Source organism: Caballeronia sp. GAWG1-1, assembly GCF_023631465.1.
Lineage (GTDB): Bacteria > Pseudomonadota > Gammaproteobacteria > Burkholderiales > Burkholderiaceae > Caballeronia.
Genome location: NZ_JALQDB010000002.1, coordinates 85,768 through 112,399 on the forward strand (window position 1 = coordinate 85,768; position 26,632 = coordinate 112,399).

Genomic DNA, 26,632 nt, shown 5'->3' on the forward strand with positions numbered 1-26,632 from the left:
CTGAGTTGATAACGCCATCGTTTGGCGGAAGCGTCCGTCGTTTGTTTGTTTGGCCGCTTGTTTAGGTTTTCGGCCCGTGCTAGGCAAACTTTAGTGCTCGATTCGATTTGCCTGATAAATACCTGGAAATACGTGCTAAAGCTTGCCCAGCGGGGCTCTGCTGCCGATGCTCGCGGTTTTTTAATGCCCCGTCTGAGAGCTTTAACGGCAGACGGAGCGACTTCTTTCGTTAAAAATTCGCTTCAGACGTCGAACGTGGCCGCAGCCTTGCCGGCGCACCAGCGCTGCCACATCTGGCGCATGCTGGCGGAGAGCGCGCGGGCCACCGTGTCGGGCTGGAACCCCGGCGACTGCAGGCAGCGCTCGCGCATGCCGGCGCGGATCTGCGCGAGTTCTTCGACCCGGCCCGCCCATTCGATGCCCTTCGCGACGAAGTCCGCGCGGTCGCGAGCCACGAAGTCGCCGAGGCCCGTGTTGGAAAGCACCGACGTGCTGCCTCGGCTCGCGATCAGTTCGCCGGGCAAGGTGAGCGTGGGCACGCCCATCCACAGCGCCTGCATGGTGGTGACGCCGCCCGCGTAAGGGAACGTGTCGAGCGCGATATCGGCGTCGAGGTGATGCGCGAGATAGCGCACGAGCGACGAGCGCTGACGAAACTCGAGCCGGCTCACATCGATTCCTTCCTTCTCGAACCAATCGATCAGAATCGTGTGGCTGTTGTCGCGCGGCACGCCTGCGATCAACATGCGCGCATCCGGCACCGCGCGCAGCAGTTCCGACCACAGCGCGATGGTGCGCGGACGCAGTTTGTTGAAGCGGTTGAAGCTGCCGAAAGTGATGTGGCCGTTGGTGAGCGCGGGCAACGCGTTGAGCGCCGGCGCATGTTCCGAGGGCTTGAAAGGCGCATACGCCGGCAGATAAGCCAGCTTTTCGACGAACTGACCGTCGATCTGTTCTTCAGGCACATAGTGGCGATCGCCGATGTAGTAATCCATCGCGGTCATGCCGGTCGTGCCGAGATAGCCCATCCACGTCGCCTGGATCGGCGCGGGTTTGCGCGCGAAAGTCAGCAGGCGGTTATAGGCCGTGTGCCCCGAAAGATCGATCAGCACGTCGATGCCGTCCGCGCGAATCTTGTCGGCGAGCGCGGCATCGCTATAACCCGAGACGTCGTGCCAGCGCGGCACGATATCGCGCAGCGTGCGCGTGACCTCGTCGGTCACCGAGCGGTTGTAGTACGCGTGCACCGTGACGCTGGGATCGTTCACGAGATAGCGGAACACCGGCTCGATGAAGACAGCCACCGGATGCTGGTTGTAGTCGCCCGAGACGAAGCCCACGCGAATGCAGCGGTTCGGGTCCGGCTGGTTCCGATGCTTCTTCCACGTTGATTGCAGCGGCTTCTCGCATTGCTCGGCGAAGTACAGATGCTGCTCGAAGTACGCCTTCCGGTCGATTTCTTCCTTGTGCGACAAGCAGAACAACAGGTTCTCGTGCGCGCTGTCGCAAGTTGGATCGAGTTCGATCGCGCGACGCGAATGCATCTCCGCGTCGTCGAACCGCGTCTGGTCCATCAGCACCACGCCGAGCGTTTCGTGCGCTTTCGCCGACAACGGCGCGAGTTCCACGGCGCGACGGCAAGCAGCTTGCGCGTCGTCGAGGCGCATCAGCGAGCGCAGCGTCACGCCGAGAATGCGGTGCGCTTCCGGATAGTTCGGGTCCTGCTCGATCATGCGCCGGCATTCGGCTTCCGCTTCGAAGAACTTGTCGAAAAGGCGCAGGGAGTCGGCCAGGATTCGGCGAACGTCGATTCCATCCGGCTTCAATTGCAGATAGCGGCGCAGCGAGGGAATGGCCGACTGCAGGTCCATCAGGCGAACCTGGGCCACGCCCATGACTTCCCATCCCAGCAGAAAAGTGGGGAAGCGCTGCGTCAGGGTCTTCGCGAGCGCCACGGCTTCTTCGAGTCGCCCGCCATTGAAGTGCGCATGCAACTGCTGTACTTCCTGCGGCGTCGGCGTCGTGCGGCCGTTTGGCGCCGTGATGCCTTCGCGCGACTTTGTCGCATCGCGCAGTTCGGCGGCCAGTTTCTCGATTGCCGGCCCGCTCATGCCTTGCGCGACCGCGACTTCGAACACGATATTCGCCGCCGCGACCTGACCGCTGCGCGTCAGCACGTCGATATACGTAGCCCAATAGATATGCTGCGTCGGGTCCGTGCCGATCGCGGTTTCGAAGAACGGCACGGCTGCCTCGTATTGACCGCGCTGCGCCATCAGCATGCCGAGGTTGAAGTTGGCGTCGGCGTGTTGCGGCCGCGCGTCCAGAACGAGGAGATAGAGCTTCTCGGCCTCGTGCAGGTTGAGCGTCTGATGCTGCAGGATCGCGGCCTGCAGCACATAGGCGAGATCGGCCTCGAACTGCTGGTCGGCGTTCGGCGCGACGTGTGCGGGAGTTTGGTCCAGTGCTTCGAAGGTGTTCATGGTCTCGGCATTTCGGTAGCGTTGCACGGATTATCGAGCCGTCCACCTTGAGCCGAAGGGCGGAACTGGCGGGGAAAAGCCGCTCAGTTCGGCGCTTTTGCGCGAGGCACCGAAAAGCGCCCCGAGCGCACGGGCGCGTTCCCGCGTATCCTTTTCGATCCGTACCCATCAAGCATCCGGAGCACACATGCAGACACGCACCATCGGCAAATCGGATCTCAAAGTCGCGCCGCTTTCTTTCGGCGGCAACGTGTTCGGCTGGACCGCGGACGAGCGCACGTCGTTCTCCATCCTCGACGCGTTCGTTGATCACGGCCTCAATTTCGTCGATACCGCCGACGTTTACTCCGCGTGGATCGACGGGCACCAGGGCGGCGAGTCGGAGACGATCATCGGCAAGTGGTTCAAGGAAAGCGGCAAGCGCGACAAGATCGTGCTGGCGACCAAGGTCGGCATGCTGAGCACGCGCTCGGGGCTTTCGGCGGCGAATATCGCGGCGGCGGTGGACGACTCGCTGCGGCGCCTGAAGACCGATTACATCGACGTGTACTACTCGCATCGCGACGACGAAAACACGCCGCTCGAAGAAACGCTCGGCGCTTATCAGAATCTCATCGCCGCAGGCAAGGTGCGCGTGATCGGCGCGTCGAACTATTCGGGCGCGCGGGTGGAAGAGGCGCTGAAGATCTCGAAGGAGTCGGGACTGCCCGCATACGAGATCCTTCAGCCGGAATACAACCTCTACGATCGCGAAGCCTACGAGACGGATCTCGAACCGGTCGTCGATGCCAACAAGCTCGCCGTGGCGACGTACTTCAGTCTTGCAAGCGGCTTTCTGTCGGGTAAGTATCGCTCGAAGGAAGACACGCAGGAAAAGGCGCGCGGCTCGCGTGTGGAGAAGTATCTGAACGACCGCGGTTTGAAAATTGTCGATGCGCTCGTCGAAGTCGCCAAACGCAATGACACGGCGCCCGCGACGGTCGCGCTTGCGTGGATCATCGCGCGCCCGAGCGTGACCGCGCCTATCGCCAGCGCGACGTCCGTGCAGCAACTGGAGAGCCTTGCGGAAGCCACGCGCCTGCAACTTACGCCGGAAGATGTCAAAGCGCTCGACGAAGCCAGCGCCTGGCAAAAATAATTCCGCTGCATCAAAGGCTTGCAGTGAACCGAGGTGTTGGCACGGGCGCGAGGTTCTGGTAACATCGCGCCCGAATCGAGAAATGTGTCCGATTTTTGCCTTTGCCGTCGAGCGTGAAAATGCTCAATGTGCAGCAGACGGCTCCAAATGCGCGTTCACGTCGTTCCAGCGAGCGCGCAACTGAATCTCAACTCTCTCTCTTTTCCGGCCTCCGTGGCCGCTTTGCTCGTGTCCGCCGTGTTGGGTGGACGATCGGAGTGCCGGCGCGCGGCGGGTTTGTCCGTCGTGCAGTTAGAAATACGTTTAGCGAAACAGGATTTACATGACCACCATTACCCTTAAAGAAAACGAGCCGTTTGATGTCGCGATTCGGCGTTTCCGTCGCACGATCGAAAAGAATGGCCTGATCGCGGAACTCCGCGAGCGCCAGTCGTACGAAAAGCCGACCACCGCGCGCAAGCGCAAGAAGGCAGCAGCCGTTTCGCGTCTGCGCAAGCGCCTGCGCAGCCAGATGCTGCCGAAGAAGATGCACTAAGCGTCTTCGCCTCGGGCCGGGTGCGAATCTGGTTCGGCAAAGGCAAACGGCGGTGCGACCCGTAAGGGCGCACCGCCGTTTTGCTTTCTACCGCCGGTCTTTAGACGAACGCGTGACGCTTGCCGAGTACCGCGAGCCGATGTGGCCATTCCTCGACGCTCGAGTCGTCGTGAATCTGCTCCAGCTCCATCAATAGATCGATCACGTTCGGATCGTACGCATTCACATTCGACGCATACAACGCGCGCAATAGTTTGCCGTCGTGCGCGTGCCGGTAGTACGAAATTCCCACGCCTTCGAGCGCCGGGTCGTAATGCTCGTCGCGCACCAGCGAACCGATTGCGCACTTGCGCCCGTTCGCGCTGCGCAGGCGGCAGGAACCGTTGTCATCTTCCGATACCGCGCCTTGCTCCAGCAAATGCCGGCTGACGCGTTGGTAGATGTCCTTTGGACTCAACATCGTGATTGGGCTCAACATCTCGACACCCGAAGCGCTTATGCAGCCGTTTTCAGGAGCTCGGCCGACAGACCGAACTGGCGCGCGATCGAAGCAAGACGCTCGCGCCATTCCCATTTGCCGAAAACGTCATGCACGTTCTGCAGGCAGGAGAGCAACTCGACGGTGTTGGGATCGAACACGTTGATACGCGCGCGCAAGAGCGCACGCTTGAGACCCGCGACGCCTACATCCATATACGCCGGCACCACTTCGGGCGCCTTCGCGATGTAGCGAATGGGAATGCCTTCCATCGCCGTGATGTAGTCGCGCGGCTGAATGAAGCTGCCGATCGGGCAGCCGCCGCAGTATCCGCGATACGCGCCGCCGCCGTGTGGCAGCAATGCGGCTTGTCCTTGCACGAGAAGATGCTGGACTGCGCGGTTGAAAATGTCCTGATGGGTCAGGAAGTTAAGGCTTTTCATATTCATTCTCCCCTGCGCCCCTGCGCAGCGGCCAAGCGTTGAGTAGTTCGAGCAACCTGCACTTGCGGCACCGGAACAGCGGCGTTGTTGCGACTGCTGTCCGGGTACTGCTTCGAGCATGATGGTTTTCCCGGCCTGGACGCCTGGGTCTCATAGCGTCCTTATGCTCGCGTCGGATTCTTGATTCCTTGAACGATCCGCTTACCGACAGTTATAACGGTTCGGCTCGGTAAAAAGGTGCGGTGGCGCACGCGAGGACGCCATTTTTACATGAACCGCACGTTCGTGCAGTGCGGAAGAAGCATCGGAAACCCTTATCCAGTAAGGTTTTCGAGCTGCTTCACTGCAAAAAATCGTCAGCTATAAGGATCTTCCCTGATGCGTAGTTTTTGCACTCAGGCATGTTGCCAAAAAGCAAAGATTTTCCATATCGGACTGGGCTCATTGCTTGGTCTTGGCGGGCGCTTTCCGTTTTGTCTTGATTTTTTGCCGCGCCTGACACGTCACCGCGTGGTCGTTGACCATGCCGGTCGCCTGCATGAACGCATAGCAAATGGTCGTGCCGATGAACTTGCAGCCGTACTTCTTGAGCGCGCGGCTGAGTTCGTCCGACTCGGGCGTCGATGCTGGTGTTGGATTGTCCGCGCTCCGGGGCGTGTCGATCGGCGCGTCGCCGACGAACGACCACACGAAGCTGGCGAACGACCCGTGCTCCGCCTGAATTTGCTGGACCGCGCGCGCATTGAGCACCGCCGATTCGATCTTCATGCGGTTACGCACCACGCGCGCGTCGCCGACGATCCGCTCGATGTCTTTTGCAGTGAAGCGCGCGACTTTCTCGATATCGAAGTCCGCGAACAGCGCGCGGTAGCCCTCCCGTTTGTTGAGAATGGTCGACCACGAAAGCCCGGCCTGCGCGCCTTCGAGCACCAGCATTTCGAAGAGGTGACGATCGTCGCGGGAGGGCACGCCCCATTCGGTGTCGTGATAGTGGACCATTGCGTCCGTCGTGGCGGTCGCCCAGGAGCAGCGGGTTGCGTCGGTATCGGCCATTGCGTTTCTCGGTTTTCGGATCGCGTCAGGATAGCCGAAGGGCCGCTTTCCGCCACCTCGGCCATTCGGCCAATTGGCGCGCGCCGCCAGCACCGGTAAGCTTGCGGCCATGACTACCTCGACTCTTATTTCTTCTGACGGCTTTCTGCTGGGCATCGACGGCGGCGGCAGCGGCACGCGCGTGATTCTTGCCGATGCTGGCGGCGCCGAACTCGCGCGCGCGAGCGGCGGTCCCTCGGCGCTCGCGCTCGGCGTGGAGCGCGCGTGGCAGGCTATCGGCGATGCCTGCCGGCGCGCCTTCGAAAGCGCCGGTCTGCCGTTCGACTGGAACGCATGCTCGCTCGGCTGCGGTTTGGCTGGCGTCAATAACGCAGACTGGCTCGCGGGCTTTCTTGCTCACGCGCCACGCGTGCGCGCGTTGAGCGTCGAGAGCGACGCCTACACCACGGTTCTGGGCGCGCACGGTGGCGACGCGGGCGTGATCGTCGCGCTCGGTACGGGCAGCATCGCGGCATCGCTCGATGAAGCCGGTGTATGCCGAATCGCCGGCGGTTATGGCTTTCCGAGCGGCGACGAAGCCAGCGGCGCGTGGCTCGGCCTGCGCGCGGTCGTGCATCTTCAGCGCGTTCTCGACGGTCGCGCGGATGCCGACGGCTGGTCGCGCGCACTGCTCGAACGCACCGGCGCAAGCGATCGCGACAGCCTTGTCGTGTGGCTCTGCGCCGCCAATCAGACGGTTTACGCCACGCTCGCGCCGCTCGTCTTCGAGTTCCGCGATCATCCGGCGGCGGCGCGTTTGCTCGCGCAGGCCGCACGGGAGATCGAGACGCTCGTCGGCGCGCTCGATCCCGCGGGCAAGCTGCCCGTTGCGTTGTGCGGCGGACTCGCCGCGCTTTACGAGCCGTTCGTGCCTGCCGCCTTGCGCGAACGCGTGCGATCCCCGCGCGCCGATTCGGCCGCTGGCGCGTTGGAACTGGCGAGACGTGCGCATCGTCGGGCGCGATAAAATAGCCCGCTTCGCGGCAGCTTCGATCCGCTCACACAGGGCAGTTCATGTACTCGGCCATTGCAACCGATCTCGACGGCACGCTTCTCAATAGCGACCACCAGCTCGACCCCTTCACCGCGACCACCGTTCGCACGCTCGCGTCGCGCGGCGTGCCTATCGTGATCGCGACGGGGCGGCATTATCGCGACGTCGCGGGTATTCGCGATGTGCTCGGCGTCGACGCCTATCTGATCACGTCGAACGGCGCACGCGTGCACGCGCCCGGCGACGAACGCATCTACTCGCGCGATCTCGATCCCGCCGCCGTTCGCCGTCTGGTGCAACCGGATCTTGCGGGCGGCAATGGGCGCGTGATCGTCAACCTCTTCGCCGACGACGCGTGGCTGATCGACCGCCACGCGCCGCAATTGCTCGTTTTCCATCAGGATTCGGGCTTCAAGTACGAGGTGATGGATCTGCGCGAGCACGACGGCGAGAACATCGCGAAGGTGCTGTATATCGGCGAGCCGGCCGATCTGAAAGAGACAGCGGCAAATCTGGAGCGCGAATTCGGCGACTCGCTGTACGTCACCTATTCGCTGCCGGACTGTCTTGAGGTGATGACTTCGGATGTATCGAAGGGACGCGCGCTGCGCTACGTTTTGCAGCGACTGGATATCGATCCCGCGCAATGCGTCGCGTTTGGCGACAACATGAACGACATCGATCTGCTCGAAACGGCGGGGCATCCGTTCATGATGAACAACGCGAATCCCGATCTCATCAAGCGGCTGCCGGATGTACCGCGTATTGGCAACAATTTCGAGGCGGGCGTCGCGCATCAGTTGCGTAAGCTTTTCGGGATTCGCGACGAAATTGCGGGTGCCTGACCTGTTGATGGAGCGTGCGGGGCGGCGGTGGCTCGTGCTGTGACTTCGAGTGCCGTCGCAACTGCGAAGGCAACGGCGACCGCGAGTGCCATCGCAACTGCGAAGGCGACTGCCACCGTAAGTGCGACTGCGACTGCGACTCCAACTGCCAACGCAACTGCGACGGCAATGGCGACCGCGAGTGCCATCGCAACTGCGAAGGCAACTGCCACCGTAAGTGCGACTGCGACTGCGACTCCAACTGCCAACGCAACTGTGACGGGCAACGGCGACCGCGAGTGCCATCGCAACTGCGAAGGCGACTGCCACCGTAAGTACGACTGCGACTGCCACCGTAAATGCCACCGCGACTGCCGCCGTAAATGCCACCGCGACCGCCACCGCAGCTCCGGCAGCCGCAACCGACTGCGCCACTCTTATCCGCGACGTCCCCAGCCATTGTGATTGCCGTTGTCATGCCAGCCGGCGCGATTCCATCGGCCATTGTCGTGGCCGTAGTTGCCATGCCAGCGCGGTTCCTCATGACGATAATAAGGTCCGCCATACACCGGCGCCGGGCGCACATAAACCGGAGCCGGCGCCACATACGCGGGTGCGCCGAGCGAAACGCCGATGTGAAGATCACTGTGGGCCTGAGCCGCTCCAACCGCACCGATCGCGAGGCCGGCAGCTACGAGCATGTGGGTAACGATGCGCTTCATGGTGTTCTCCTTTAGAGCGACGCGTGTCGCATGAGTCCAATGTAAGCGCCGCGCGTCTTACAAGCCTCGACGAGTTGTTACGGTATGAAAGCGCGTCGTAAAGACGATAAAACAAGCCAGAGCCTTGTCCAGCAAGGCTTTCGAGCGAGGGAACGGCGCGCAAAACGAAGATAGTAAGCATGCTTCGTAATTGTCCATTACATTTGTCTCGCCGCTTTAATCTAAGAGCACAGAATTCGCGCTGGAAAAGCAAAACGGGCGCACGAGGCGCCCGTTTTCGAAGCATGATCAAACGTACTTAGGCAGTGATCAGTGCCTTTCTGCGTTCGCTCGTCAGGATCGGGTACACCACGCCCGCGACGATTGCACCGGCCAACGGCGCGATCCAGAACAGCCACAACTGGTCGAGTGCCCAGCCGCCGACGAACAATGCCGGGCCAGTCGAACGCGCCGGATTCACCGACGTGTTGGTGACGGGAATCGAGATCAAATGGATGAGCGTGAGGCACAGGCCGATGGCGATTGGCGCGAAGCCCTTCGGTGCGCGGTCATCGGTGGCGCCGAGAATGACGAACAGGAAGAAGAAAGTCATTACGCCTTCGCAAACCAGTGCCGCGAGCATCGAATAGTTGCCCGGCGAGTGCTCGCCGAAACCGTTCGCCGCGAAGCCGCTGGCAACCAGATTGAAGTCGGGATTGCCCGTGGCGATCAGCGACAAAACCCATGCGCCGAGCGTCGCGCCGATCACCTGAGCGATGATGTACGGACCGAGATCACGTACCGGAAAGCGGCCCGCAACCGCGAGACCGATGCTGACCGCAGGGTTCAGGTGGCAACCCGACACATGGCCGATGGCGTAAGCCATGGTGAGCACGGTGAGACCGAACGCCAGCGAAACGCCAGCCAGGCCAATGCCGACATGAGGAAAGGCCGCGGCAAGCACGGCGCTTCCGCAACCGCCCAGCACAAGCCAGAAAGTACCGAAAATTTCAGCGCCGAGACGCTTCGACAATTGCATGATCCTGCCTTCGTGAAAAATATGAACAACCGTTGACAAAATGCAAGAAAGCTCAACTCCTCTTGCGCAGCGGAGTTTAAGCGCGATTCTTTGGCAAAACTGTCAAAAATGGTTGATTTGCAGTCAATTCACGCGATAACGGCAGAATCTTCGGAATATCCTTAGCGGGTCGAATTGGGCTCACACAATGAAAAACCGCCCGTTGTCGGGCGGTTTTTTAAACGATACCTAAGGTCTGGCGCGCCGCGTATTAGCCCACTGCGACCTGACGAAGCACCGGACGCTTGGCCGCCTGAAGCATGGCCGTGTAGCTATCGACGTAATTTTGCGCCATGGTCTTCGCGCTGAAACGACGCTCGAACTGCGCGCGGATTTCCGTGCGCGATAGCTCATCTATCCGATGCAGCGCGCCCACTGCGCCTTGCACGTCTTCGCAGATAAAGCCGGTCACGCCATGATCGATCACTTCCGGCACCGAGCCGCGATTGAACGCGATCACCGGCGTGCCGCATGCCATCGCTTCGATCATCACGAGGCCAAAAGGCTCGTTCCAGTCGATCGGGAACAGCAGCGCCTTCGCGCCCGACAAGAATTCCGGCTTCTGCGCTTCATTGATCTCGCCGATGAACTCGACATGCGCCTGCGACAAGAGCGGCTCGATGGTCGACTTGAAATATTCCTGGTCGACCTTGTCCACTTTCGCTGCGATCTTCAGCGGCAAACCGCTTTGCGCCGCGATCTTGATGGCCAGATCGGCGCGCTTTTCCGGGCAGATACGGCCGAGGAACGCCAGGTATTCCGGCTTCTTGTGCGGCTGCGGCGTGAGCAAATCTTCCGGCAGACCGTGATAGACCGTGTTCAGCCAGTTCGCTTGCGGCAGCGGCGTGCGTTGATTGTCCGAGATCGAGATCACGTTCGCCTTCGTGAACGTGTTGAAGATCGGCTGGAGTTCAGGCAGGTCGAGACGGCCATGCAGCGTCGTCACGAAAGGCGTGTCCATCTGCGTGAACAGCGGAAACGGCATGTAATCGAGGTGGAAGTGCAGCACGTCGAATTCATGCGCGCGGCGGCGGACGGTTTCGAGCAGGAGCATGTGCGGCGCGAGCGCGTCGCGCACGGTCGGGTCGAGGCGCAGCGCGCGCGGCCAGGCCGCATCGAGAGTCGCCTTGGTTTGCGAATCGCCGCTGGCGAACAGAGTTACATCGTGGCCGAGGTCGACGAGTGCGTCGGTCAGATACGAGACGACGCGCTCGGTGCCGCCGTAAAACTTCGGGGGAACTGCTTCGTGCAACGGTGCAATTTGTGCGATTCGCATAACGTGACTCTCCTGTTATTTAAGGCATTGCAGTCACGCTCCGGTCGAGCGCTCGACGCATGCCGTTCGGGCGGGCCGCGTTCGTGTAGAAGACGCCGCCCGAGACTGGCCCGGACAAGAAACTGTTCAACCGGGTTATCCCTTACTGCTCATTATCGGGATCGAGCGCGGCATTACACTTCATTTTTCAAACGCTTAACCTTGTTACAGCGCGAAACAACGGCTGTTACGAAGTCAAAAAGTGCATCGATATCAATGACGTAGACGAATTCGACGCACGCAGGGCATTGCCGCGAGGCATTGAAGTAGCACGGATCGGGCCTAAGGCATATGGGCCGGTTCTGCGCATGGCACGGAGCGATCCGTGCTCGAGGCATTTCAAGTCAGATGAGAAGCAGCCGATACTTGAGTTTGGTGCTCCCGATTCGCTCAAACAGCCGTTCAACTATTTCGCGTAGGAATTTTTCTTACACGACGTCGCGGGCTTTTCCGTCGGTAAATCGGTCGATTTATCCGATTGGCGCGCGCTCGAAGCCTCATCGACAATCGAATCCACACCATGAGCGGGGCCGAATCGCCGCAATCCAGAGCGATCCGAGCAAACGTTTCCCGCACGGCCTGACGAGCCGGGTATCGATTCGGGTAAAAGATGACGGCCAGCACAACCACCACGCTCGCGGAGATTCGCGAGCTTAATCTCGCGTACTTGCTTCTGGCGCAGCAGCTATTGCTTGCGGACCGCGCTTCGGCCATGGCTCGGCTGGCGCTTTCGGACGACGTGGCGCAGTTATTGGCTTCGCTTTCGCCCGCGCAGGCGGTGAGGGTGGCGTCGTCGAGCCATTTGCTGTGCCGCTTTCGCTTCGACGATCACGCCATCCTTTCTTCACTCGACGGAAAGGACAAAAGCGCCGCGCCGGACGCGACCCTCCTCGCGGATGCATTGGCGATAGAAGCCGGCTGATCTGCGCGTTGATTCGAGCTGATCACGGCGGCGTTTGCGTTGCGCGCTCACAGCGCTGACCGAACGCAACGGCGCGCAGCCGGCATGAACCGATCGGACGAGCGGCCGCCGTGCCAACACCTCGTAAGTTGGTCGGCATACGTCTGCTGCCCATGGCAGGCCATTCATCGCGGTGAGCCAGCTCGCTGCCAGATCGACGCACGTCTCGCGGTCAACTCGCCTTCTACCACGAACAACTGGCTTATCGCGAAGAGCTATACGCCGCCATCGCCCGCACGAAAAGGCACTCGCACCGTAGCTTCCCCGCGCGCCATGCGCCATTGCGCCGCATGTCGTCAGAGCCCCATCCCACGCGGGTTCTAGCGTTTGCCTCACCTCCCGGTCATGCACCAAAGTTTTCCCTTGCCGTGCCGTAAACCCACATAACGGCGGTCATCCCGCAACTACCTTGAGGACTCGACTGTGCTGATTTTCGTTGGAACGCTCGTGACATTGCTGTCCGTATTCGGCGGTTACGCGCTCGAAGGCGGCCACCTTGGCGCGCTCGTGCAACCGGTCGAAATCTTGATGATCGCGGGCGCGGGTGTCGGCGCATTCATCCTCGGTAACGGCATCAAGACGATCAAGTCGACGCTGCGCGTCATTCCCACGCTGTTCAAGGGCTCCAAGTACAACAAGGATGTGTACATGGAACTGATGGGCCTGCTCTACGTCCTGCTCGCCAAGGCGCGCAAGGAAGGCACGCTCACCCTCGAAAGCGATATCGACGATCCCCATAAAAGCCCGATCTTCGGTCAGTACCCGAAGATTCTCGCGGACGAGCACATCGTCGAATTCCTGACGGATTATCTGCGGCTGATGGTCGGCGGCAACATGAACGCGTTCGAGATCGAAAGCCTCATGGACGAGGAAATCGAGACGCATCACGCCGAAGGCGAAGCGCCCGCACAAGCGCTGCACAAAGTGGGCGACGCCATGCCCGCGTTCGGTATCGTCGCGGCCGTCATGGGCGTCGTGCACACGATGGCTTCCGCCGATCAGCCGCCCGCGATTCTCGGCGAGATGATCGCGCAGGCGCTCGTCGGCACCTTCCTCGGCATTCTGCTTTCGTATGGCTTCATCGGCCCGCTCGCGGGCGTGGCGGAGCAGCGCGTGGCCGAGCAGACCAAGATGTTTCAGTGCATCAAGGTGACGATCCTTGCGAGTCTGAACGGCTATGCGCCCGCCATCTCGGTGGAGTTCGGCCGCAAGGTGCTGTTCTCGACCGAGCGCCCGTCGTTCTCCGAACTGGAAGAACACGTGCGCCGCGTCCGCGCGAAGTGAAGCGAGGAACGACGCCATGAGCTCACCCGACAAAGACCGGCCAATTTTCATCAAGCGTATCGTCGCGGGCCGCAAGGGACATCACGGCGGCGCGTGGAAGCTCGCCTACGCGGACTTCATGACCGCGATGATGGCGTTCTTCCTGCTCATGTGGCTTCTGAGTTCGACTTCGCCGGTGCAACGACGCGGTATCGCCGAATACTTCAACACGCCGCTCAAGGCCGCGATGGTCGGCGGCAAGACCGTCGGCATGGACTCCAGCATCATCATGGGCGGCGGGCGCGATCTGTCGAGCCCCGAGCCCGGCACGGTACGCACCACCGAAGGCAACACGCCGTTCGCGGTGCGTTCGTCGGCAAGACCCGATGAAGCCGCGTTGAGACAAGCCGAAGGCGAGATCGAACGCCGCGAGCAAGAGCGCCTGCACGACCTCCAGGTGAAGCTCATGTCGGCCGTCGAGGCCAACCCGACCTTGCGCCAGTTCAGGCAGCAGATACGCATCGATTCGACCCAGCAGGGCTTGCGCATCGAGATTGTCGATACCCAGAAGCGGCCCATGTTCGCGCTCTCCAGCGACTCCGTGCAGCCGTACATGCGCGACATTTTGCGCGAGATAGGCAAGACGCTGAACGACGTACCCAATCGAATAGTCGTGCAAGGACATACGGATGCCGTGAAGTACGCCGGCGGCGACAAGGGCTACAGCAACTGGGAACTATCGGCGGACCGCGCGAACGCGTCGCGGCGCGAGCTGATCTACGGCGGCATGGACGAAGCGAAGGTGCTGCGCGTGCTCGGGCTTGCATCGACGCAGAACCTGAATCGCAAGGACGCGATGGACCCGGAAAACCGGCGCATCAGCATCATCGTGCTCAACCGGCGCGCGGAGAGCGCCATGTTGCGCGACGACGGCGCGCCGCCCGCGACATTCGACAACGCGGCGGGCGCGGCTCCCGTGCTGGACAAACTCGCGCCCGTATTCCAGGCGCGACCGCAATAAAAGCGAAATCCGCGCGAAAGACTCTCAAGACTCCACACGTTTTAGCCGTCAACCCGGCAAGACCGCAAGAGACACACATGATCAAGAACATTCTGGCAATCGACGATTCCGCCGCCATGCGGCAGATTCTCTCCGCCACGCTGACGACGGCGGGCTACGAAGTGACCGTCGCGTCGGACGGCAACGAAGGGCTCGAATGGGCGCTCGCCGAGCGTTTCGATCTCGTCCTGACGGACCAGCACATGCCCGGCAAGAGCGGGCTCGATTTGATCGCGGAGTTGCGGGTGAATCACGCCTACCAGGCAACGCCGGTGCTCGTGCTGACGACCGAGGACAGCGAAGCGTTCAAGGACGCGGCGCGCGCGGCGGGAGCGACCGGCTGGATTCAGAAGCCGCTCGATCCCGAGCTCTTGACCGAGTTGGTGGCGGCACTGTCGGAACCCGAAGAGCAGCACTGAGCAAGACGAAGCAAACCTCGACCGAATAACGCGACTGAACAGCATTTCTGCGGTGACTCAAGCATGACACTCGACATTACCCAGTTCTATCAGACCTTCTTCGACGAAGCAGACGAACTGCTCGCGCAGATGGAGCAGCTGCTGCTCGTTCTGGACATTGCGAATCCCGATCCGGAAGACCTCGCGGCGATCTTTCGCGCGGCGCATTCGATCAAGGGCGGCGCGGCGACCTTCGGCTTCACGGCGCTCACGGAAACGACGCACATCCTCGAATCGCTTCTGGACCGCGCGCGCAACAATGAACTCGTCCTGCGCCGCGACATGATCGATACCTTCCTCGCGACGAAGGACGTGCTCTCGGACCAGCTCGCCGCGTATCGCGCGAGCGCCGAGCCGGATGCGGCCGCGGCCGCCGCGATCTGCGCGAAGCTCGAGCGTCTGAAGCACGAAGACCCGGAAGCGCCGGCGGCACCGGTGATAGAAGAAGCCGCCGCCGTCATCGAGAAGGCGCAACAACACGAACCCGCCTACGAAGGCCCGAACGCTCCGCCCGCGCATGTCATCGCGCAGGCTGCGGAAGCGATCGAGGACGACGGCACGTGGGACGGCGCGTTCGAAGTCACGGACGGCGCACCGATTGCAGGAACCGCTGCGGCAGCATCGGCAGCGGAAGCAGGACCCCACCTGAAAATTACGCTACGGGGGGTGGGCGAGAAGGACCTGGCGACTTTGACCGAGGAGCTAGGTAACCTGGGAAGTATCGTCGGAGAAAAGAAGACTGACGCCGAACTCGTGCTTTGGCTCGAGTCGGACGTGAGCGCCGACGACATCGTGGCCGTGTGCTGCTTCGTGATCGATGAATCGCAGATCGGAATCGGCCGTGGCAATGCGGCGGATCAGTCGGCGCAGTCGCCGGCCGCATCCGTCGAAGTACCGCCGGCAACGGCGGCGCATCACGCGCTACAGCAACAGCCGGACGCATCGCAGGCGCTCGACGCGTCTGCATCCACGGCGCAACAAAAACAACAAGCGGCGACGGCGGCGGTCCCGGAGACTGCCGCCCAGCCGTCACAGAAACCGGCCAACGCCAATACGAACGATGCCGATAAAAAGGCGCGTCCGGCAGCGGCCGCATCGGCGGAAGGCAGCTCGATTCGCGTCGGCGTGGAGAAGGTCGATCAGCTCATCAACCTGGTGGGCGAACTGGTCATCACGCAGGCGATGCTCGCGGAAACGACGAGCACGTTCGATCCCGCATTGCACGACCGTCTTTTCAACGGCATGGCGCAGCTCGAACGCAATGCGCGCGATCTGCAAGAAGCCGTCATGTCCATCCGCATGATGCCGATGGATTACGTATTCAGCCGCTTCCCCCGGCTCGTGCGCGATATCGCGGGCAAGCTCGGCAAGGACGTGGAACTCGTCACGTTCGGTCAGGCGACCGAACTGGACAAGAGCCTGATCGAACGCATCATCGATCCGCTCACGCACCTCGTGCGCAACTCGCTCGACCACGGCATCGAAACCGTGGAAGCGCGTCGCGCGGCGGGCAAGTCGACGACCGGCCAGCTCGTGTTGTCGGCGGCGCATCACGGCGGCAACATCGTGATCGAAGTCAGCGACGACGGCGCCGGCCTGCGCCGCGACAAGATTCTCGCGAAGGCGCAGAAGCAGGGCATGCAGGTTTCCGAGTCGATGAGCGACGAGGAAGTGTGGCAGCTCATCTTCATGCCGGGCTTCTCGACCGCCGAACAGGTGACGGACATTTCCGGCCGCGGCGTGGGCATGGACGTGGTCAAGCGCAACATCCAGTCGATGGGCGGCCACGTCGAAATCAAGTCGCGTGAAGGCGCGGGCACGACCACGAAGATCGTGCTGCCGCTCACGCTCGCGATTCTCGACGGCATGTCGGTGAAGGTCGGCAGCGAAATCTTCATTCTGCCGCTCAACTTCGTGATGGAGTCGCTTCAGCCGGTGGCCGAAGACATCTACACGGTCGCCAACGGCGAGCGCGTGGTGCGCGTGCGCGGTGAGTATCTGCCGCTCGTGGCGCTGCATGCCGTGTTCGACGTGGAGAACGCGCGCACCGAGCCCACGCAAGGCATCGTCACCATCATGCAGACCGAAGGCCGGCGCTTCGCCATGCTGATCGACGAACTCGTCGGCCAGCAGCAAGTGGTCGTGAAGAATCTCGAAACCAATTATCGCAAGGTGCACGGCATTTCAGCCGCGACCATTCTGGGCGATGGCAGCGTCGCGCTGATCGTCGACGTGGCCGCGCTCAACCGCGAATCGCGTGTGCAGCACAGCGCGCACGCTCATTAACACCCGCATCGAAGGAGTTACCGTGGCAGACATTCAAAACATCCATTCCGCGACGTCTTCGCGTCGCGACGCGCAACACGCGGAAGCCGCCGGACAAGAGTTTCTGGTGTTCACGCTCGGCGCCGAAGAGTACGGCATCGACATCCTGAAGGTGCAGGAGATTCGCGGTTACGACAACGTGACGCGCATTGCCAATGCGCCTTCGTTCATCAAGGGCGTGATCAATCTGCGCGGCATCATCGTGCCGATCGTGGACATGCGCATCAAGTTCAATCTGGGTCGCGTCGAGTACGACAACCAGACGGTCGTGATCATTCTGAACGTCGCGCATCGCGTGGTCGGCATGGTGGTCGACGGCGTCTCGGACGTCCTCACGCTCACGCAAGAGCAAGTGATGCCCGCGCCCGAATTCGGCGCGACGCTGACCTCCGAATATCTGACGGGCTTAGGCACCGTGGATGGCCGCATGCTGATTCTGATGGACATCGAGAAGCTCATGACGAGCCGCGAGATGGAATTGATCGACTCGGTTGCCGCTTAAAACAACCGCGTTCGTGTACCGAAGCGCGGGCTCAGGGAAGAAAGACATGTTCAAGAAGTTGTCGATCCGCACGATGCTCACGCTCGTCGGACTGCTATTCGTCAGTTGCGCGGCCGTGATCGGCGCGCTGTCGCTCGTCGGCCTGAACTCGGCGAGCCATTCGCTCACGTCGCTCGCGCAGGAAGACATGGTCGCGATGCGCGCGCTCGCGGAGACCTCGTCGTATCTGCTGCGCTCGCGCATCACGCTCGACCGCGTGCGTTCGCTCGCCGAAGCGGGCAACGACGCGGAAGCGAAGAAAGCGCTGAACCGCGGCCAGTATCTGCTCGACAAGAGCAACGAGAACTGGAAGCTCTATCTCGACACCCATAAGCCGATGCTGCCGAAGACCACGCTCGATGAGCTCGTGGCGCAACACGACACGCTCGTGAAGACGGGCGTCGAGCCGGAATTCACCGCGATCCGCGCGAACGACATGGCCGCGTATCACGCCATCGCGGATACGAAGATCAGCCCGATGTTCGTGTCCTTCGATCAGGCGGTAGTCGCGGCGGTGGCGTTCCAGCAGAAGCACGCGGAAGAATCGCGCTCGAACACGGCGTCGCACATCTCGACGCTTAGCCTGACCATCGGCGCGCTGCTCGCGTTGTCGGTGCTCATTCTCATCGGGACGCGCATCGCGTTGCGCGGCCTTATCGTGCAGCCGATCAACGACGCCGTCGATCACTTCGACCGCATCTCGCGCGGCGATCTCACGAAGTCGGCGCATACCGACAGCACGAACGAGATCGGGCGTCTGTTCGCGGGCATCGAACGCATGCGAACGGACCTGACGCATATGGTCGGTGCGGTGCATCGCGGCGCGGAATCGATCGATGTCGGCGCGCATGAAATTTCGAGCGGCAACACGGACCTCTCGCAACGCACGGAAGAACAGGCAGCGTCGCTGCAGGAAACGGCGTCGAGCATGGAAGAGTTGACGAGCACGGTCAAGCAGAACGCGGACAACGCGCGTCAGGCGAGCCAGCTTGCGGTGAACGCGTCGGATATCGCGTCGCGCGGCGGCCAGGTCGTCGAGCAGGTCGTCGATACGATGAACGCGATTGCATCGAGTTCGAGCAAGGTCGTGGACATCATCGGCGTGATCGAAGGCATCGCGTTCCAGACCAACATTCTCGCGTTGAACGCGGCCGTGGAAGCGGCGCGTGCAGGCGAGGAAGGACGCGGCTTCGCGGTCGTGGCGGGCGAAGTGCGCTCGCTTGCACAACGCAGCGCGGCGGCGGCGAAGGAAATCAAGGCGCTGATCGGCGACTCGGCCGGCAAGGTGCAAAGCGGCTCCGAACTCGTCACGCGCGCCGGTGAAACCATGGGCGAGATCGTGCAGGCGGTGCGCCGCGTGACCGACATCATGGGCGAGATCAGCGCGGCATCGGAAGAGCAGTCCGATGGCATCGAGCAGGTGAATCGCGCCGTCACGCAGATGGACAGCGTCACGCAACAGAACGCGGCCCTCGTCGAGGAAGCGGCGGCAGCCGCGGCATCGCTCGAAGAGCAGACGCGGCAACTGAAGGACGTGGTCGGCCAATGGCGCATCGAAGCAGGCACCAAGACGGTTGCCGCGCCCGCTGCACGCGTGGCGCCGAAGGCTGCCGTCTCGAAGGCGAAGACGTTCAAGCGCGCCGAACCCACAAAAGTTTCGCACGAGGCTAACGTCGCGCGCGAACCGGCCGTTATCAAGGTAACGGCAAGCGAAGCGCAACAGCCAGCGAAGAAGCCCGCGCCGCGTATGGCAGCGAAAGCCGCCGTGAGCGCACCGCGCGCCAAGGCGACGACCGCGGACGACGGCGACTGGGAAACCTTCTAAGCCGGGTTTGCAAACAGCAGCGACCATGCAGGCTTTAGACACGAGCTCCGTTCGCGGAGAACAGCAACGACGAAAGCCACGCAAGGTCGCATTTAACGACACAACGGCGCGCGTCGCCGAAGAAGACGCCAGGGAAGCACGAAGCATCATGACGGCAACGCGCAACGCACGCATCGACCCGGCCGCCGGCACGCGCGGCTCCGAAGTCGAACGCGACTTCGAATTCACGGCAGCGGACTTCGCTCGCATTCGCGGACTGATCCATCGCCGCGCGGGCATTTCGCTCTCCGACCACAAGCGCGACATGGCGTATAGCCGTCTCGCCCGCCGTCTGCGCGCATGCGGCATCGACACGTTCAAGCTGTATCTGGACCGGCTGGAAGCCAACGAAGACAGCAACGAATGGGAAGCCTTCGTCAATGCGCTGACCACGAACCTCACCGCGTTTTTCCGCGAGTCGCATCACTTTCCGATTCTCGCGGACTTCGCCAAGCGCCGGCAGCAACCCGTGTCGGTGTGGTGCTCGGCGGCATCGACGGGTGAAGAGCCTTACTCGATCGCGATGACGCTCGTCGAAGCGCTCGGCGATCACGCCGCGCGCCAGTGCACGGTGTTCGCAAGCGATATCGACAGCCAGGTGCTCGCCAAGGCGGACGCCGGCGTGTATTCGCTCGATCAGGTGAAGACGCTGCCGGCGGACCGCCTCAAGCGTTTCTTCCTGAAGGGCACGGGCGCGCATGCGGGCCTCGTGAAGGTTCGTCCCGAGCTGCGCGCGATGGTGAACTTCGGCCGCGTGAATCTGACGGATGCGCGCTACGACATCAAGGGTCCGTTCGACGCGATCTTCTGCCGCAACGTGATGATCTATTTCGACAAGCCGACGCAATCGCACGTGCTGTCGCGCTTCGATCCGCTGATGAAGCCGGGCGGCCTGCTGTTCGCGGGACACTCGGAAAACTTCACGTACGTGTCGCAGGCGTTCCGTCTGCGCGGCCAGACTGTGTACGAACTGACGCGCGACATGAAGAACGCGGGCGCGGCGAAACAGACGAAGGCGCTGGCGGGAGAAGTGGCATGAGCGGCCTGCCGATCGCGTCGAATCTGTATTTCGACAATCACTTTCAGAAGCCGGGCGTGAAGCTCCTGCCGAACGAGTTTTACATGACGAGCGAAGACATGGTGCTCGTGACCGTGCTCGGCTCGTGCGTGGCGGCGTGCATCAACGATCGCACGGCGGGCATTGGCGGGATGAATCATTTCATGTTGCCCGACGACGGTTCGGATGCGTCGGCGGCGGCGTCCGATTCGATGCGCTACGGCGCCTATGCGATGGAAGTGCTGATCAACGAACTCATCAAGCGCGGCGGACGGCGTGAGCGTTTCGAAGCGAAGGTGTTTGGCGGCGGCGCGGTGCTCGCGGGCATGACGACCATCAATATCGGCGATCGTAATTCGGAGTTCGTGCGGCGTTATCTCGCGCTGGAAAAGATTCGTATCGTCGCCGAGGATTTGCAGGGCATGCATCCGCGCAAGGTGGCGTTCATGCCGCGCTCGGGACAAGTGATGGTCAAGAAACTGAAGGCCGCGCACGAGCCGGTGGTGGTGGAACGCGAGCAGGCGCTCGTGCAGCGCACGCCGGAAGAACGCGCGGAGCGGCTCGCAAAGGCACGCTCGCGGGTCGAGTTATTCAACACGAAGCCGGGTGCGGCGGGCGCCACGGGCAAGCCGCGCGTGGAACTGTTCGGCGCATCGAGTGCGGCGGGCGCAAAGCCCCGGGCCGAGCTTTTCAGCAGCGGCCTGGCGCGGGCGCCGCGCAGCATTAGAGCGGCGGAGGAAGCATGAGTATCGTCAACGCGAACAACAAGCCGGCGACGCCGAAGATCAACGTACTGTGCGTCGACGATTCGGCGCTGGTGCGCAGCCTGATGACCGAGATCATCAACTCGCAGCCCGACATGCACGTGTGCGCGACCGCGCCCGACCCGCTCGTCGCACGTGAGCTCATCAAGCTGCATAACCCGGACGTACTGACGCTGGATGTCGAAATGCCGCGCATGGACGGCCTCGACTTCCTGGAAAAGTTGATGCGCCTGCGGCCGATGCCGGTCGTGATGGTGTCGTCGCTGACCGAGCGCGGCAACGAAATCACGTTGCGCGCGCTGGAACTCGGCGCGGTGGATTTCGTGACGAAGCCGAAAGTCGGCATCCGCGACGGCATGCTCGATTACGCGGAGAAGCTCGCCGACAAGATTCGCGCGGCCTCGCGCGCTCGCGTGCGGCAGACCACGCATGCGGCAAGCGCGCCCGCCAGCGCGGGGTCGGCTGCCGCCGTGCGGCCCGCGCCGCATTTGAACAACCCGTTGGTATCGACGGAAAAGCTGGTGATCGTCGGGGCATCGACGGGCGGAACGGAAGCGATCCGCGAAGTGCTCGTGCCGCTGCCGCCCGATGCGCCCGCCGTGCTGATCGCGCAACACATGCCGCCCGGCTTCACGAAGTCGTTCGCGCAGCGTCTGAACGGACTGTGCCGTATCACGGTGAAAGAAGCCGAACACGGCGAGCGTGTCTTGCCGGGCCACGCGTATATCGCGCCGGGCCACGCGCATCTGGTGCTCGCGCGCAGCGGAGCGAACTACGTGGCGCATCTGTCGGACGCGCCGCCGGTCAACCGGCATCGTCCCTCGGTGGATGTGCTGTTCCGCTCGGCCGCGCAGCACGCGGGCAAGAACGCGATCGGCGTGATCCTGACCGGCATGGGCCGCGACGGCGCGGCCGGCCTGCTCGACATGCAGCAGGCGGGCGCTTACACGCTTGCGCAGGATGAAGCGAGTTGCGTGGTGTTCGGCATGCCGCGCGAAGCAATTGCAATGGGCGGTGCGAGCGAAATCGCGCCGCTCAACGAAATGAGCCGGCGCGTCATGGCGCGGCTTGCCTCGATGGGCGAACGCGTGCAGCGCGTCTGATTTTTCACTTTGGATTCGCGGCGTCGCGCCGCATTGAAACAACCGGGAGTAGTGATGGACAAGAACATGAAGATCCTCGTCGTCGACGATTTTCCGACGATGCGCCGTATCGTGCGCAATCTGCTGAAAGAGCTCGGCTATTCGAACGTCGATGAAGCCGAAGATGGCGCCGCCGGTCTCGCGCGACTGCGCGGCGGCGGCTTCGACTTCGTCATCTCCGACTGGAACATGCCGAACCTCGACGGCCTCGCCATGCTGCAGCAGATTCGCGCGGACGCCAACCTCTCGCATTTGCCGGTACTCATGGTGACGGCGGAATCGAAGAAGGAAAACATCATCGCGGCGGCGCAAGCCGGTGCGAATGGTTACGTCGTTAAGCCGTTCACGGCCGCCACGCTCGACGAGAAGCTCAGCAAGATTCTCGAGAAGATGGCCAAAGCGGGGAGCTGATCGTGAACGATCTGACTACTGATTTTGCCGCCCCGCTCATGCAGGCGGAGATCGAGAACGATCAGTCCACTGACCGGATTCTCGCCCGCATCGGGCAACTGACGCGCACGCTGCGCGACTCGATGCGCGAACTCGGCCTCGACAAGCAGGTGGAAGCGGCAGCCGTTGCCGTTCCGGACGCACGCGATCGCCTGAAGTACGTCGCCACGATGACCGAGCAGGCTGCCGAGCGCGCGCTCAACGCGATCGAACTCGCGAAGCCGATGCAAGAAGCGATGCAGCACGAAGCGCAGGCGCTCGATGCACGCTGGGAGCAATGGTACGGCGCGCCGCTCGGACAGGGCGAAGCGGGCGAATTGCTCGCGGATACGCGCACGTTTCTGCAAAGCGTTCCGGCGAAGACGCAGGCGACCAATGCGCAACTGCTCGAAATCATGCTCGCGCAGGATTTCCAGGATTTGACCGGACAGGTCATCAACAAGATCACGGATGTCGTGTATCTCATCGAACAGCAATTGCTTGGCGTGCTGCTCGAAAACATCGCACCGGAGCGGCGCGAGCAGTTCGCGGCATCGGCGGCGGCGCTCGTCTCTTCGAGCGGCAGCCCGGAAGCCTTGCTCAACGGTCCGCAGATCAATCCGCAAGGCCGCAGCGATGTCGTGCAGGATCAGTCGCAAGTGGACGACCTGCTGGCGAGCCTGGGTTTTTAAGCTCCTGCATCGGCGGCTTTCTCGCCCGCGAATGACGCGGCGCGCACGAAGAGTGCGCGTCGCGTTTTTTCGCGCGCGTCTTAAATTCGTGTGAATGAATCGCACTGTTTCCGGTCCAATTCGCCAAAACGCAAACGGCGCGTGCTGGCGAACGTTCGGACAATTCCGAGGACTTTGGCATACTGACGGTTGTGCGGCACCCTGGCGGTGCGCAAATCGGCGGTTCTTGCGTCACCGGAACGTCATGAGCCGGCCGCTTGCGAGTGCGCCGGCGGCGTCAAACATCATGGACAGCGAATATCAGGAGGCCCAGTGAAGGCACTGAAGCAACCCCGTCTTGGGCATCTGCAAAGACACTTCGTTCTGCTAGCGGGAGCGTTCGGCATCTGCGCCGCGGCACCGGCATTGGCCGCGCTTGGCGGCGATCCGCTCACCGCGCCACCGGGCGCCACGGCGACGAATGCGGTCGTGCGCGCAGCCGTGGCCGGCTCGGGCGCGTCGTCTGCCAGCGCTTCGAGTTATACGGTCCGGTCGACCACGCTTGCGAGCGGCACCATCGTCAACGAGTATTTGTCCACGGAAGGCACGGTGTTCGGCATCGCCTGGCGCGGACCGCGTGTGCCCGACCTGGCCACGCTGCTCGGCAGCTATTTCCCGCAGTATCAGCAAGGCCTGCTCGCGCAACGCGCCGAGCGCGGCGCACGCGGTCAGGTGAGCGTGCAGGATTCGGGTCTCGTCGTGCGCTCGGGCGGACACATGGGTGCATTTGCCGGCAGCGCCTATCTGCCGCAATCCTTGCCCGCCGGCGTATCCGCCAGCGATATTCAGTAAGCGACGGGAGAACCCAGTATGCGTAGAACTACACTCGGCCTCGGCGCTTCCTCTTCGAGCGCACGCACCTGCGTGCGCTGGCTCGGCGCGCTGTTCCTCGCGTTCGCGCTCGCCGCATGCGGCGGTGGCGGCGACGACAACAAATCCAGCTCGAACGGCGGTTCGAGCGGCGGCTCATCCGGCGGCTCGGTTGGCGGCGGCGGTTCCACCAGCACGGCGAACGCGCAGCCCGTTGCGGCCAACGGCACCAATGCCGTGCCGATCAGCGTCAACGCGGGTGTGGCGGGCTTCGTCAATATTCCGAACGTGTCGGTGACGGTATGCGCGCCGGGCACGAACGTATGTCAGACCATCGACAACATTCAGCTCGATACCGCTTCCTACGGCCTGCGTATCCTGAACACGGCGGCGCAGTCGGTGCTGGGCAGCCTGCCTGTCACGAGCGCGGGGAACGGCGGTCAGCTCGCCGAATGCGCCGGTTTCGCGGATGGCTATACGTGGGGCACGGTGCGTCAGGCGGATGTGCGTATCGGTACCGAAGTCGCGAGCAACGTGCCGTTGCAGATCATCGGCGATCTGGCTTCGACCTCGGCGCCGTCCGGCATGAACGGCTGCCCGTCCGGCAATGACGAAGCGACGACCGCTGATATCGGCGCGAACGGCATTCTCGGCGTCGGTCCCGCGACCTACGACTGCGGCACGTCCTGCGTGAGTTCCGCGCTCAACGCGACTTACTTCTCCTGCCAGAACGGCACGAACTGCACGGGCACGGCAGTGCCGCTCGCGCAGCAGGTCGTCAACCCGGTCATGCGCTTTCCGACCGACAACAACGGCGTGATCGTGCAGTTGCCGCCCATTCCAGACAACGGCGCGGCGAGTGCCGCCGGCACGCTGGTATTCGGCATTGGCACGCAGAGCAATAACTCGCTTTCGGGCGTCACGAAGTACGGCACGGACCAATTCGGCGATCTGACGGGCTCCTACAAGGGCACGACGTATCAGACCTTCTTCGATACCGGCTCGAACGGCAACTTCTTCCAGGACAGTTTCACGCTCTGTTCGAGCACGAGTTCGTTCTATTGCCCGAGTTCCGAGCAACAGTTGTCGGCCACGATCACCGGCAGCGAGGGCAATACCGCCACCGTGCCGTTCAGTCTCGTAAGCGCGCGCACACTGACCTCGGGCGGCGGGAAGTACGCATTCGACAGTCTTGGCGGTCAGTTGGGCATGACAGGCTTCTTCGACTTCGGCATGCCGTTCTTCTACGGACGGCACGTGTATGTCGGCTACGATCCGCAGGGAAGCTCGCCTTACGTGGCGTTCTGACCGGCCAGTAAGTTCGAAGCAAAAAAATCCGGCAGCGTTGAGCGCGTTGCCGGATTTTTTATTGGCCGTCGCGCGGCTTGCGTGGCGCGCGTTCGAAGATGAAGTCGTAAAGCCAGCGCGGCATGACATGCAGCAGCATGCCTGCAATGCGCATTTGCCATGGAAAGGTCGCGTAGCGCACCTTGCGCGCGATGGCGTCGGCGGCCTTGCCGGCGAAGCGGTCCGCGTCCATGAGAAAGGGCATGGGATAGGGATTGTGCGCCGTCATTTCCGAGCGCACGTAGCCCGGCGCGATGGTCACGACCGCGACGCCTTGTGGCCGCATTTCCACACGCAACGCTTCCAGATACTTCGCCGCCGCCGATTTCGACGCACTGTAGGCGCCCGATCCCGGCAGCCCGCGCACGCCTGCGACGCTCGCGATACCGACGAGCGTGCCGCTTCGCGCCGCCGTCATCGACGCGATGAACGGCTCGAACGTGGCCACCATGCCGAAATAGTTGGTGTCCATGACGGCGCGGAAGGCTTCGAGATCGCCGTGGCCGGTGAGGGCGCCACGGCTTACGCCTGCATTGGCGATCACGATATCGGCGGGACCGTGTTCTTCGATGAAAAGGCGCGCGGCATCGGCAAGCGCGTTCGCGTTGCGCACGTCGGCGGGGTAGATCGAGATGGAGGCTTGCGGATGGCGGGCGGCGAATGCCGCGAGGGAATCGACGCGACGGGCGACGAGGCCGAGTACGGCCCCGCGCTTGACATACTCTTCGGCTAAAGCGAGGCCGATGCCACTCGACGCGCCGGTCAGGAAAACCTTGAGACGAACTGCGTTCATGCCGGC

At 62.5% G+C, this 26,632-nt stretch carries 26 protein-coding genes; 18 read left to right on the forward strand and 8 right to left on the reverse strand.

Features of this window, described 5'->3' with window-relative positions:
* Positions 1-242: 242 nt before the first annotated feature.
* The gene (locus NCT03_RS00760) at positions 243-2,483 is read right to left on the reverse strand and encodes a tetratricopeptide repeat protein (protein WP_250491682.1); all 2,241 of its coding nucleotides are present in this window, start codon (positions 2,481-2,483) and stop codon (positions 243-245) included.
* 187 nt (positions 2,484-2,670) lie between these two features.
* Between NCT03_RS00760 and NCT03_RS00765 the strand changes: the two genes are divergently transcribed.
* Together NCT03_RS00765 and rpsU are read left to right on the forward strand one after the other, a co-directional pair.
* Entirely contained in the window at positions 2,671-3,621 is a 951-nt protein-coding gene (locus NCT03_RS00765) for an aldo/keto reductase (protein WP_250491683.1), read from the forward strand.
* A gap of 322 nt (positions 3,622-3,943) precedes the next feature.
* Positions 3,944-4,156 carry a 30S ribosomal protein S21 gene (rpsU, locus tag NCT03_RS00770; RefSeq protein ID WP_244826802.1) on the forward strand — a complete coding sequence of 71 codons (213 nt, stop codon included), beginning with the start codon at positions 3,944-3,946 and terminating at the stop codon, positions 4,154-4,156.
* 100 nt (positions 4,157-4,256) lie between these two features.
* Here rpsU and NCT03_RS00775 read toward each other — a convergent pair whose 3' ends face one another.
* The 3 genes from NCT03_RS00775 to NCT03_RS00785 form a co-directional block, all read right to left on the reverse strand.
* The gene (locus tag NCT03_RS00775; RefSeq protein WP_250462691.1) at positions 4,257-4,616 is read right to left on the reverse strand and encodes a phospholipase D-like domain-containing protein; all 360 of its coding nucleotides are present in this window, start codon (positions 4,614-4,616) and stop codon (positions 4,257-4,259) included.
* A gap of 35 nt (positions 4,617-4,651) precedes the next feature.
* Complete coding sequence (locus NCT03_RS00780) at positions 4,652-5,077, reverse strand: hypothetical protein (RefSeq protein ID WP_244826804.1); 426 nt, start codon at positions 5,075-5,077, stop codon at positions 4,652-4,654.
* A gap of 441 nt (positions 5,078-5,518) precedes the next feature.
* Positions 5,519-6,130: a DNA-3-methyladenine glycosylase I gene (locus NCT03_RS00785; RefSeq protein WP_250491684.1), complete on the reverse strand. Its 612-nt coding sequence runs from the start codon at positions 6,128-6,130 to the stop codon at positions 5,519-5,521.
* A gap of 109 nt (positions 6,131-6,239) precedes the next feature.
* Here NCT03_RS00785 and NCT03_RS00790 point away from each other — a divergent pair, with 109 nt between their 5' ends.
* Complete coding sequence (locus NCT03_RS00790) at positions 6,240-7,136, forward strand: glucosamine kinase nucleotide-binding domain-containing protein (protein WP_250491685.1); 897 nt, start codon at positions 6,240-6,242, stop codon at positions 7,134-7,136.
* Between the two features lie 47 nt (positions 7,137-7,183).
* Positions 7,184-8,008, forward strand: a complete 825-nt coding sequence (locus tag NCT03_RS00795) for a Cof-type HAD-IIB family hydrolase (RefSeq protein WP_244826807.1) — start codon at positions 7,184-7,186, stop codon at positions 8,006-8,008.
* A 416-nt stretch (positions 8,009-8,424) separates the two neighbouring features.
* On the opposite strand, the gene NCT03_RS00800 is transcribed toward NCT03_RS00795, so the two are convergent.
* From NCT03_RS00800 to NCT03_RS00810, 3 genes are all read right to left on the reverse strand, one after another.
* Positions 8,425-8,709: a PXPV repeat protein gene (locus NCT03_RS00800; protein ID WP_244826808.1), complete on the reverse strand. Its 285-nt coding sequence runs from the start codon at positions 8,707-8,709 to the stop codon at positions 8,425-8,427.
* Between the two features lie 298 nt (positions 8,710-9,007).
* Entirely contained in the window at positions 9,008-9,727 is a 720-nt protein-coding gene (gene aqpZ, locus NCT03_RS00805) for an aquaporin Z (protein ID WP_244826809.1), read from the reverse strand.
* Positions 9,728-9,977: 250 nt separating this feature from the next.
* The gene (locus tag NCT03_RS00810) at positions 9,978-11,042 is read right to left on the reverse strand and encodes a glycosyltransferase family 4 protein (RefSeq protein WP_244826810.1); all 1,065 of its coding nucleotides are present in this window, start codon (positions 11,040-11,042) and stop codon (positions 9,978-9,980) included.
* 649 nt (positions 11,043-11,691) lie between these two features.
* On the opposite strand from NCT03_RS00810, the gene flhD reads away from it, so the two are divergent.
* The 14 genes from flhD (at position 11,692) to NCT03_RS00880 (ending at position 25,794) form a co-directional block, all read left to right on the forward strand.
* Complete coding sequence (flhD, locus tag NCT03_RS00815) at positions 11,692-12,003, forward strand: flagellar transcriptional regulator FlhD (RefSeq protein WP_250491686.1); 312 nt, start codon at positions 11,692-11,694, stop codon at positions 12,001-12,003.
* Between the two features lie 462 nt (positions 12,004-12,465).
* Positions 12,466-13,326 (forward strand): flagellar motor stator protein MotA, encoded by an 861-nt coding sequence (motA, locus tag NCT03_RS00820; protein WP_244826812.1) that lies wholly within the window; start codon positions 12,466-12,468, stop codon positions 13,324-13,326.
* A gap of 16 nt (positions 13,327-13,342) precedes the next feature.
* Positions 13,343-14,326: a flagellar motor protein MotB gene (motB, locus tag NCT03_RS00825; protein WP_244826813.1), complete on the forward strand. Its 984-nt coding sequence runs from the start codon at positions 13,343-13,345 to the stop codon at positions 14,324-14,326.
* Positions 14,327-14,403: 77 nt separating this feature from the next.
* Complete coding sequence (locus NCT03_RS00830; protein ID WP_244826814.1) at positions 14,404-14,784, forward strand: response regulator; 381 nt, start codon at positions 14,404-14,406, stop codon at positions 14,782-14,784.
* 63 nt (positions 14,785-14,847) lie between these two features.
* Positions 14,848-17,109, forward strand: coding sequence for a chemotaxis protein CheA (cheA, locus tag NCT03_RS00835; RefSeq protein WP_250462705.1), 2,262 nt, complete (start codon positions 14,848-14,850; stop codon positions 17,107-17,109).
* A gap of 22 nt (positions 17,110-17,131) precedes the next feature.
* Entirely contained in the window at positions 17,132-17,650 is a 519-nt protein-coding gene (gene cheW / locus NCT03_RS00840) for a chemotaxis protein CheW (RefSeq protein WP_244826816.1), read from the forward strand.
* A 46-nt stretch (positions 17,651-17,696) separates the two neighbouring features.
* Positions 17,697-19,514, forward strand: a complete 1,818-nt coding sequence (locus tag NCT03_RS00845; RefSeq protein WP_250491687.1) for a methyl-accepting chemotaxis protein — start codon at positions 17,697-17,699, stop codon at positions 19,512-19,514.
* Between the two features lie 148 nt (positions 19,515-19,662).
* Positions 19,663-20,592: a CheR family methyltransferase gene (locus NCT03_RS00850; protein ID WP_244826818.1), complete on the forward strand. Its 930-nt coding sequence runs from the start codon at positions 19,663-19,665 to the stop codon at positions 20,590-20,592.
* Positions 20,589-21,356, forward strand: a complete 768-nt coding sequence (cheD, locus tag NCT03_RS00855) for a chemoreceptor glutamine deamidase CheD (RefSeq protein WP_250491688.1) — start codon at positions 20,589-20,591, stop codon at positions 21,354-21,356. Before NCT03_RS00850 ends, cheD begins: the two co-directional genes overlap by 4 nt.
* Complete coding sequence (locus NCT03_RS00860) at positions 21,353-22,477, forward strand: protein-glutamate methylesterase/protein-glutamine glutaminase (RefSeq protein ID WP_244826820.1); 1,125 nt, start codon at positions 21,353-21,355, stop codon at positions 22,475-22,477. The genes cheD and NCT03_RS00860 overlap by 4 nt, the downstream gene beginning before the upstream one ends.
* A 54-nt stretch (positions 22,478-22,531) precedes the next feature.
* Positions 22,532-22,927, forward strand: a complete 396-nt coding sequence (gene cheY, locus NCT03_RS00865; protein ID WP_244826821.1) for a chemotaxis response regulator CheY — start codon at positions 22,532-22,534, stop codon at positions 22,925-22,927.
* Positions 22,928-22,965: 38 nt separating this feature from the next.
* On the forward strand, positions 22,966-23,637 hold the full coding sequence (gene cheZ / locus NCT03_RS00870; protein ID WP_244827944.1) for a protein phosphatase CheZ: 672 nt from the start codon (positions 22,966-22,968) through the stop codon (positions 23,635-23,637).
* Between the two features lie 321 nt (positions 23,638-23,958).
* On the forward strand, positions 23,959-24,468 hold the full coding sequence (locus tag NCT03_RS00875; RefSeq protein WP_502800335.1) for a DUF2844 domain-containing protein: 510 nt from the start codon (positions 23,959-23,961) through the stop codon (positions 24,466-24,468).
* 18 nt (positions 24,469-24,486) lie between these two features.
* Positions 24,487-25,794: a DUF3443 domain-containing protein gene (locus NCT03_RS00880; RefSeq protein WP_250491690.1), complete on the forward strand. Its 1,308-nt coding sequence runs from the start codon at positions 24,487-24,489 to the stop codon at positions 25,792-25,794.
* A 58-nt stretch (positions 25,795-25,852) separates the two neighbouring features.
* Here the strand turns inward: NCT03_RS00880 and NCT03_RS00885 are convergent, their stop codons facing one another.
* Complete coding sequence (locus tag NCT03_RS00885; RefSeq protein ID WP_250491691.1) at positions 25,853-26,626, reverse strand: SDR family oxidoreductase; 774 nt, start codon at positions 26,624-26,626, stop codon at positions 25,853-25,855.
* Between the last annotated feature and the right edge of the window lie 6 nt (positions 26,627-26,632).

Coding starts and splice junctions, on each gene's coding strand:
- NCT03_RS00800 (WP_244826808.1), bottom strand. CDS start 8,709: ATGAAGCGCATCGTTACCCACATGCTCGTAGCTGCCGGCCTCGCGATC.
- cheZ (WP_244827944.1), top strand. CDS start 22,966: ATGCAGGCGGAGATCGAGAACGATCAGTCCACTGACCGGATTCTCGCC.
- NCT03_RS00885 (WP_250491691.1), bottom strand. CDS start 26,626: ATGAACGCAGTTCGTCTCAAGGTTTTCCTGACCGGCGCGTCGAGTGGC.
- NCT03_RS00790 (WP_250491685.1), top strand. CDS start 6,240: ATGACTACCTCGACTCTTATTTCTTCTGACGGCTTTCTGCTGGGCATC.
- flhD (WP_250491686.1), top strand. CDS start 11,692: ATGACGGCCAGCACAACCACCACGCTCGCGGAGATTCGCGAGCTTAAT.
- NCT03_RS00780 (WP_244826804.1), bottom strand. CDS start 5,077: ATGAAAAGCCTTAACTTCCTGACCCATCAGGACATTTTCAACCGCGCA.
- NCT03_RS00795 (WP_244826807.1), top strand. CDS start 7,184: ATGTACTCGGCCATTGCAACCGATCTCGACGGCACGCTTCTCAATAGC.
- NCT03_RS00830 (WP_244826814.1), top strand. CDS start 14,404: ATGATCAAGAACATTCTGGCAATCGACGATTCCGCCGCCATGCGGCAG.
- rpsU (WP_244826802.1), top strand. CDS start 3,944: ATGACCACCATTACCCTTAAAGAAAACGAGCCGTTTGATGTCGCGATT.
- motB (WP_244826813.1), top strand. CDS start 13,343: ATGAGCTCACCCGACAAAGACCGGCCAATTTTCATCAAGCGTATCGTC.
- NCT03_RS00845 (WP_250491687.1), top strand. CDS start 17,697: ATGTTCAAGAAGTTGTCGATCCGCACGATGCTCACGCTCGTCGGACTG.
- cheY (WP_244826821.1), top strand. CDS start 22,532: ATGGACAAGAACATGAAGATCCTCGTCGTCGACGATTTTCCGACGATG.
- NCT03_RS00850 (WP_244826818.1), top strand. CDS start 19,663: ATGACGGCAACGCGCAACGCACGCATCGACCCGGCCGCCGGCACGCGC.
- NCT03_RS00860 (WP_244826820.1), top strand. CDS start 21,353: ATGAGTATCGTCAACGCGAACAACAAGCCGGCGACGCCGAAGATCAAC.
- cheD (WP_250491688.1), top strand. CDS start 20,589: ATGAGCGGCCTGCCGATCGCGTCGAATCTGTATTTCGACAATCACTTT.
- NCT03_RS00760 (WP_250491682.1), bottom strand. CDS start 2,483: ATGAACACCTTCGAAGCACTGGACCAAACTCCCGCACACGTCGCGCCG.
- NCT03_RS00765 (WP_250491683.1), top strand. CDS start 2,671: ATGCAGACACGCACCATCGGCAAATCGGATCTCAAAGTCGCGCCGCTT.
- NCT03_RS00785 (WP_250491684.1), bottom strand. CDS start 6,130: ATGGCCGATACCGACGCAACCCGCTGCTCCTGGGCGACCGCCACGACG.
- NCT03_RS00880 (WP_250491690.1), top strand. CDS start 24,487: ATGCGTAGAACTACACTCGGCCTCGGCGCTTCCTCTTCGAGCGCACGC.
- NCT03_RS00810 (WP_244826810.1), bottom strand. CDS start 11,042: ATGCGAATCGCACAAATTGCACCGTTGCACGAAGCAGTTCCCCCGAAG.
- cheA (WP_250462705.1), top strand. CDS start 14,848: ATGACACTCGACATTACCCAGTTCTATCAGACCTTCTTCGACGAAGCA.
- NCT03_RS00775 (WP_250462691.1), bottom strand. CDS start 4,616: ATGTTGAGTCCAAAGGACATCTACCAACGCGTCAGCCGGCATTTGCTG.
- aqpZ (WP_244826809.1), bottom strand. CDS start 9,727: ATGCAATTGTCGAAGCGTCTCGGCGCTGAAATTTTCGGTACTTTCTGG.